Origin of the sequence: Limosilactobacillus alvi (assembly GCF_016900115.1) — a bacterium.
Classification (GTDB): domain Bacteria; phylum Bacillota; class Bacilli; order Lactobacillales; family Lactobacillaceae; genus Limosilactobacillus; species Limosilactobacillus alvi.
In genome coordinates, this window is record NZ_JACJJQ010000063.1 from 1 (window position 1) to 4,882 (window position 4,882).

Here is a 4,882-nt window from a genome sequence, read left to right on the forward strand (position 1 = left end):
GAGGATTAACCCTCTTCTTTAATATATCACTTTTTCCTGATTTTTAAATTCTTATTTAGATCAGGTTTGTTTAGTGTACGCTAATTTTCGATAACTTTTCGCTTGACTAATCGTAGGAAGAGAGGTTGGGGGAAAAACTCCTTGACGGCCTGGTTGGGATAAGAAGAACGAAGGTTAATTCATTAGAATCGGCCTCTGCCTTAATAGACTATTTTGTATTAGTATTGCTAGTCTTGATTTGGTAGTAGAAGAAGCCGAAGAATAGAATAGTAAAAAACATCCCCACTAGAGCTGTAATTCTAATGGGGATGCTTTTGTTTAAACCAATTTACGTACTTTCTGTTAATTCCTGCATTTTAAAATAAATCGGAATGAGTGCCAATGCCTACTAGATAGACAATTTCTTGATTTGTTTGAACATAGAGCAATAAGTGATCGCCATTATGACCATCAAAATGAAGATCAAGACCTTTAACTTCAACGTTATTCAGCGAGCCTAAACGGTTTTTGATGGTTTTTTTCTGCTGAGAAGTTAAATTAATTGGGTGTTCGTAAAAATAATCAGGAATTTTTTCATCATTTAAGAAGCAGTTGATGACGTATTCCCACGGTGAACGATGATCGTCAGTAAAAGGAACTTCTCCATGGAAAATATTATGCCAACGTGGATTCTTCATTACCTTTTTCCATTGTTTCTTAAAATGGCTTGTGGGAATAACTTCACTCATTTAGCAACTTCTCCAGTTCGTCATAAGATGATGCACCCTTGAGTTTGTGATCGTTTAAATCGTCAACCGCTTCGCTAATCGATAACATGGTTTCCGCATTAGGAATTCCCCAATACTTTGGCAAGCCATCATTAGCAACAGAAGATAACGTCATACGGATAAAACTAGAAATTGATAAGCCGTGAGCGGCTAATTCTTTGCTAGCTTTTTCTTTAACATCAACCGGTACCCGACTGTCTACTCTTGCATCCATTCTAATCACCTCAATTACATTGTATGACAAATAACACACAATATCAAGTTGAATTATCAAATTATAGTGGCACTCAAAGTACATTCTGGATAAATTAATTTAGAAATAGGATTAGAGTTCCTAAATAGAAAGCTGTAATATCAGCATTTTCACTGATTTCAGATAAAAAACATCCCCACTAGAGCTTTGATTCTAATGGGGATGCTTTTTTTAGTGCAAAAATCCGACTGATAAGGCAAAAATTAATAGTTAATTCCCCGCCTCTCCTTATAACTGGTTTGTTAGATGAGGTTAGCAAACAGGCCCAGTTAGTTATCAAGGAGCGTTACCCCAATCGGTTTGCCAACTTAAAGTAGTTTTTATACAGGGCAGTAAACTTTCCCCGGTTAGTGGTTGCTAACCAGGGCTTTTGGCGGCCACAGAAATGCAAGAAGACGGTGTGCTCCATTACCCAGTTAAGATTCCACTGACCGGTTGAGATCGCTTCGTACACCCGGAGGTTGCGGGTATCAAAGTTGTACAGTTGATCCGGAACGGTGCGGATATATTTCCCGTAAAGGGCGTTTAAGACGTCTTGATCAGGAAGTAAGAGGATGTGCTCTTGGATATAGTCAAAAATATCGGTTGGTTTAATCTTTTGACGAATCTCATCCAGGTTCATTAGTAAGACCCCGGAGTTGTAATAACCATCGGCATCAAAATTCTGGAGGCGGAGCTTATTAATCACGTCAGTGGTATTCGTTAAGTTGGTGTGAATCGCTGAGGCGTACATATAGCCAGTTAGGTCCATTTGGTAAAAGTGGGTAAGATCGTTAATACAAAGTAAATCCGCATCTAAGTAGAGGATCCGGTGGAGGTCAGCTGGCAGGTATTGGTGGGCTAAGAGCCGATAATAAATGGTTTTCGGGTAACGATCGGTCACCGGGGCATCCGCAAAGGCATCGGTAGGAATGATGACTTGGTGGAAGACCATTTTTAGTTGGTGACACGCCCGTTTTAGTTCACCAGCATGGGAAAATTCGGGCGTGGTAATTACGTAAACGTTAATTTTATTTTCCGGGGAATTAAGGGTAAGTGAATATAAGACCGTGATGAGTTGGCGGTAGAAACGGTCGTCAATTGAGAAAAGTAAGTTCATAGCATAACCTCATAAATTAAAACTAACCTTAGTGTACCTTAGATTAATTAGGGCTAGTGATACAATTCTTTTAAAATGCCTATTAAAGCGATGGAAAAACCAGTTTATTAAGACGGTGCCGGAAGCAAATTGGTGGTCTAACTTGACTTTGCTTAGTATACTCAACATAAGAACCTTAAATGGAAAGGAAGCTTGATCACATGAGCTTAGAGACTGCAATTTTTGCTGGGGGCTGTTTTTGGTGTATGGTGCAACCCTTCGATACTTATCCAGGAATTGAAAAGGTTGAGTCGGGATATACCGGCGGCCACGTACCTAACCCAACTTACGAACAAGTTTGTTCCGGGACGACCGGTCATACCGAAGCCGTGCGGATTACCTTTGACCCTGCCAAGGTTTCCTACGAAAAATTAGTGGAAATTTATTGGCACCAAACGGACCCGACCGATGCGAGTGGTCAGTTTCAGGACCGGGGAGATAGTTATCGGCCGGTGATCTACGTGCAGGATGAGGAGCAGCGGCGGATTGCGGAAGCTTCCAAGCAAGCGCTCCAAGCGAGTGGTGAGTTTGGGGATGCGCAGATTGTGACCCAAATTGAAGATGCCAAGCCTTTCTACTTAGCTGAGGATTATCATCAAGACTTCTATAAGAAGAATCCGGCCCGTTACGCGATCGAAGAGATGGGTGGTCGGGCCCAGTTTTTGGAGAAGCATTGGGGCAAGTAAAAGGCTTGACCTTATCGAGAGGACCAAACTTAGCCACGTCGGATTACGCATAATGTAGTCGAGCAAAGTTTTAAAAGCTAAAGCAAAAAAGGTCGCTAACTTAAACAGGTTGAAGCAAGGTTAACATACCTTAATCGCAACCGTTTATTAGCGACCTTTTTGATTGTAATTGGCGTTGGCTAGTTCTCGCCACCTCTCCCTGGCCCTGGCTTAAGGCGATTGGTATTTTATATCCGAATCGTCAACACATCACACGGGGCAAACCGTTCAACGTAAGCCGTGACGGAACCCACTAAAACGCGTTCGAGCGCATTTAAACCAGTTCGTCCCATGACAATGAGGTCAGGATGATGATCTTGCGGGAAGTCACGGGCAATGACTTGTTTTGGGTTTCCAAAGCGAATATGGATATCGGCTGATTTGACGCCTGCCTTTAAGGCTTCGTTTTGCAAATCTTTTAAGCGTTCGGTAACTAAGTCGACCAGATCAAGGGTTTGATCTTCACTGAGCGCTAGAATATCAGCGTAACCATCGGCGATTTGGTTAACCTGGGCGACGTTTAAAATATCTAAGTGGGCATCATTCAATAAAGCAACTTTAATGGCGGATTCCATGACCTTAGGAGTTGCCTTGGAACCATCGATGGGGACAAGGATATTACGGTATGAGTTACTGATCATTTTGGAGCCTCCCTTTTATTCTTACTATAATTATACCAATGAAAATTGTACTTTCCGCAGGGAGTTTAGTAGAATGAAAAATAAGAGTTCAAAATAAAGGATGAAAATGATGAAAGATCAAGCAAATATTAAGAAGGTCATTGCGACTTCCTTAACGGCGATTATTGCCACGGTTATTGTGGAAATCGCGATGTATGCTCAAATGGGGGTCGCCTTAACGAGCGGGATCGTGATGGCCCGGGTGGGGATGATGGTCGTCTTGGCGATTGTTATCGTAGTTTTAGCAATTTTGGATTTACGGTTTGACAGCTATATAACGATTTTAGCAATGATTTTATGTGCGATTGGTGACTTTGGGGGCTTTAGTCAAGTTGCCGACCGCACGAGTCTGGTGGGCCTCTTAGTGCAACTAGTTGCGATTATTGGCTTCTTGGCAAGCTTGGCCGGGATCTGGTATGGAATCATGCAACGGAAAAAATATGCTGATCGGAAGTTGAAGGAACGATTGAAATGAAATTAACAAAAGATCAATATTTAGGTCAAATCGAAGAACACTTACAGGTTAAACAGGTTGAGTTTACGGCTTCTCAAGTCCAACAACCAAAAGCATTAAAGCCCGGGGTTGCTTTTTGCTTAGCCCAACTTGACAGTGGTTATCTTAGTCAATATGAGTGGAAGGTCCGTTTAAGAAAGGGTGATCCGGTTAGCGTGCGGTTAGAAGAAAACCTAATTAACGTTCCCGTTAAGGATGCCGCTCGGTTAGATGGAAAGCTTTTAGATAACGAAACTGAGTATGGGGTTAACTTGTACATGGTCATTGAAGGTGATCAAGTTAACCAATCGGGCTTGCGAATTGACTTGTTAGCGGATGAAACAGCCTTGGCCAGTGGGGATGAGGCTACCTTGGTTAAGCAGCTTCAAGAATGGTTAGCCACCCAATTAGCCCAAACGGTTGAAAACCGGAGTGCCGAATAATTTTACTTTCCGCTAAAATCGTGTTACATTGGATCATGCGATGAGTCGAGAGGTATGGTAGCAACCCCAATTGCTACCCCACATTGTGGTAAAACTTCTCATGGGGCCCATTAACCTGCCGGATTGCAGGGGGCTCGGCTAAGGTTGGTAGTGGACGACTAACCTTAGCCTGCGATCTAATAGATCAATACATTAAAAACAACCTAAGATTAGTTCAGGATGAATTTTACCATCCTGGACTTTTTTATTACCCTAAAGATAGAGCTAAGGTCGTCCATAGCCTCAGGGACTGCGAGTCCGTATCACAAAATGACCTCCGCTATCTTTGCTTTGATATTTTGATTTTCAGGTTGTGGGACTACGAGTTCGAGTATAGGAAATGA

At 42.2% G+C, this 4,882-nt stretch carries 7 protein-coding genes; 3 read left to right on the forward strand and 4 right to left on the reverse strand.

Translation table 11 applies throughout. The features are described 5' to 3' along the window. Positions 1–356: 356 nt before the first annotated feature. The 3 genes from H5993_RS08815 to H5993_RS08825 all read right to left on the reverse strand — a co-directional run bounded on the left by H5993_RS08815 (position 357) and on the right by H5993_RS08825 (position 2,119). Entirely contained in the window at positions 357–728 is a 372-nt protein-coding gene (locus tag H5993_RS08815) for a type II toxin-antitoxin system RelE/ParE family toxin (RefSeq protein ID WP_204777079.1), read from the reverse strand. Beyond that, complete coding sequence (locus tag H5993_RS08820) at positions 721–981, reverse strand: type II toxin-antitoxin system RelB/DinJ family antitoxin (protein WP_204777080.1); 261 nt, start codon at positions 979–981, stop codon at positions 721–723. The genes H5993_RS08815 and H5993_RS08820 overlap by 8 nt, the downstream gene beginning before the upstream one ends. Before the next feature lie 325 nt (positions 982–1,306). Then, positions 1,307–2,119, reverse strand: a complete 813-nt coding sequence (locus tag H5993_RS08825; RefSeq protein ID WP_204777081.1) for a glycosyltransferase family 8 protein — start codon at positions 2,117–2,119, stop codon at positions 1,307–1,309. Positions 2,120–2,319: 200 nt separating this feature from the next. Here H5993_RS08825 and msrA point away from each other — a divergent pair, with 200 nt between their 5' ends. Further along, on the forward strand, positions 2,320–2,844 hold the full coding sequence (gene msrA / locus H5993_RS08830; protein WP_204777082.1) for a peptide-methionine (S)-S-oxide reductase MsrA: 525 nt from the start codon (positions 2,320–2,322) through the stop codon (positions 2,842–2,844). A gap of 227 nt (positions 2,845–3,071) precedes the next feature. On the opposite strand, the gene H5993_RS08835 is transcribed toward msrA, so the two are convergent. After that, positions 3,072–3,524, reverse strand: coding sequence for a universal stress protein (locus tag H5993_RS08835; RefSeq protein ID WP_180871296.1), 453 nt, complete (start codon positions 3,522–3,524; stop codon positions 3,072–3,074). A 106-nt stretch (positions 3,525–3,630) separates the two neighbouring features. On the opposite strand from H5993_RS08835, the gene H5993_RS08840 reads away from it, so the two are divergent. Then, positions 3,631–4,038 carry a hypothetical protein gene (locus H5993_RS08840; protein ID WP_204777083.1) on the forward strand — a complete coding sequence of 136 codons (408 nt, stop codon included), beginning with the start codon at positions 3,631–3,633 and terminating at the stop codon, positions 4,036–4,038. Beyond that, positions 4,035–4,499: a hypothetical protein gene (locus H5993_RS08845; RefSeq protein ID WP_204777084.1), complete on the forward strand. Its 465-nt coding sequence runs from the start codon at positions 4,035–4,037 to the stop codon at positions 4,497–4,499. The genes H5993_RS08840 and H5993_RS08845 overlap by 4 nt, the downstream gene beginning before the upstream one ends. Positions 4,500–4,882: the final 383 nt, after the last annotated feature.

What these genes read in the sequence shown, in the direction of transcription:
- H5993_RS08815 (WP_204777079.1), bottom strand. Translation starts at nt 728, where the DNA reads ATGAGTGAAGTTATTCCCACAAGCCATTTTAAGAAACAATGGAAAAAG.
- H5993_RS08820 (WP_204777080.1), bottom strand. Translation starts at nt 981, where the DNA reads ATGGATGCAAGAGTAGACAGTCGGGTACCGGTTGATGTTAAAGAAAAA.
- H5993_RS08825 (WP_204777081.1), bottom strand. Translation starts at nt 2,119, where the DNA reads ATGAACTTACTTTTCTCAATTGACGACCGTTTCTACCGCCAACTCATC.
- msrA (WP_204777082.1), top strand. Translation starts at nt 2,320, where the DNA reads ATGAGCTTAGAGACTGCAATTTTTGCTGGGGGCTGTTTTTGGTGTATG.
- H5993_RS08835 (WP_180871296.1), bottom strand. Translation starts at nt 3,524, where the DNA reads ATGATCAGTAACTCATACCGTAATATCCTTGTCCCCATCGATGGTTCC.
- H5993_RS08840 (WP_204777083.1), top strand. Translation starts at nt 3,631, where the DNA reads ATGATGAAAGATCAAGCAAATATTAAGAAGGTCATTGCGACTTCCTTA.
- H5993_RS08845 (WP_204777084.1), top strand. Translation starts at nt 4,035, where the DNA reads ATGAAATTAACAAAAGATCAATATTTAGGTCAAATCGAAGAACACTTA.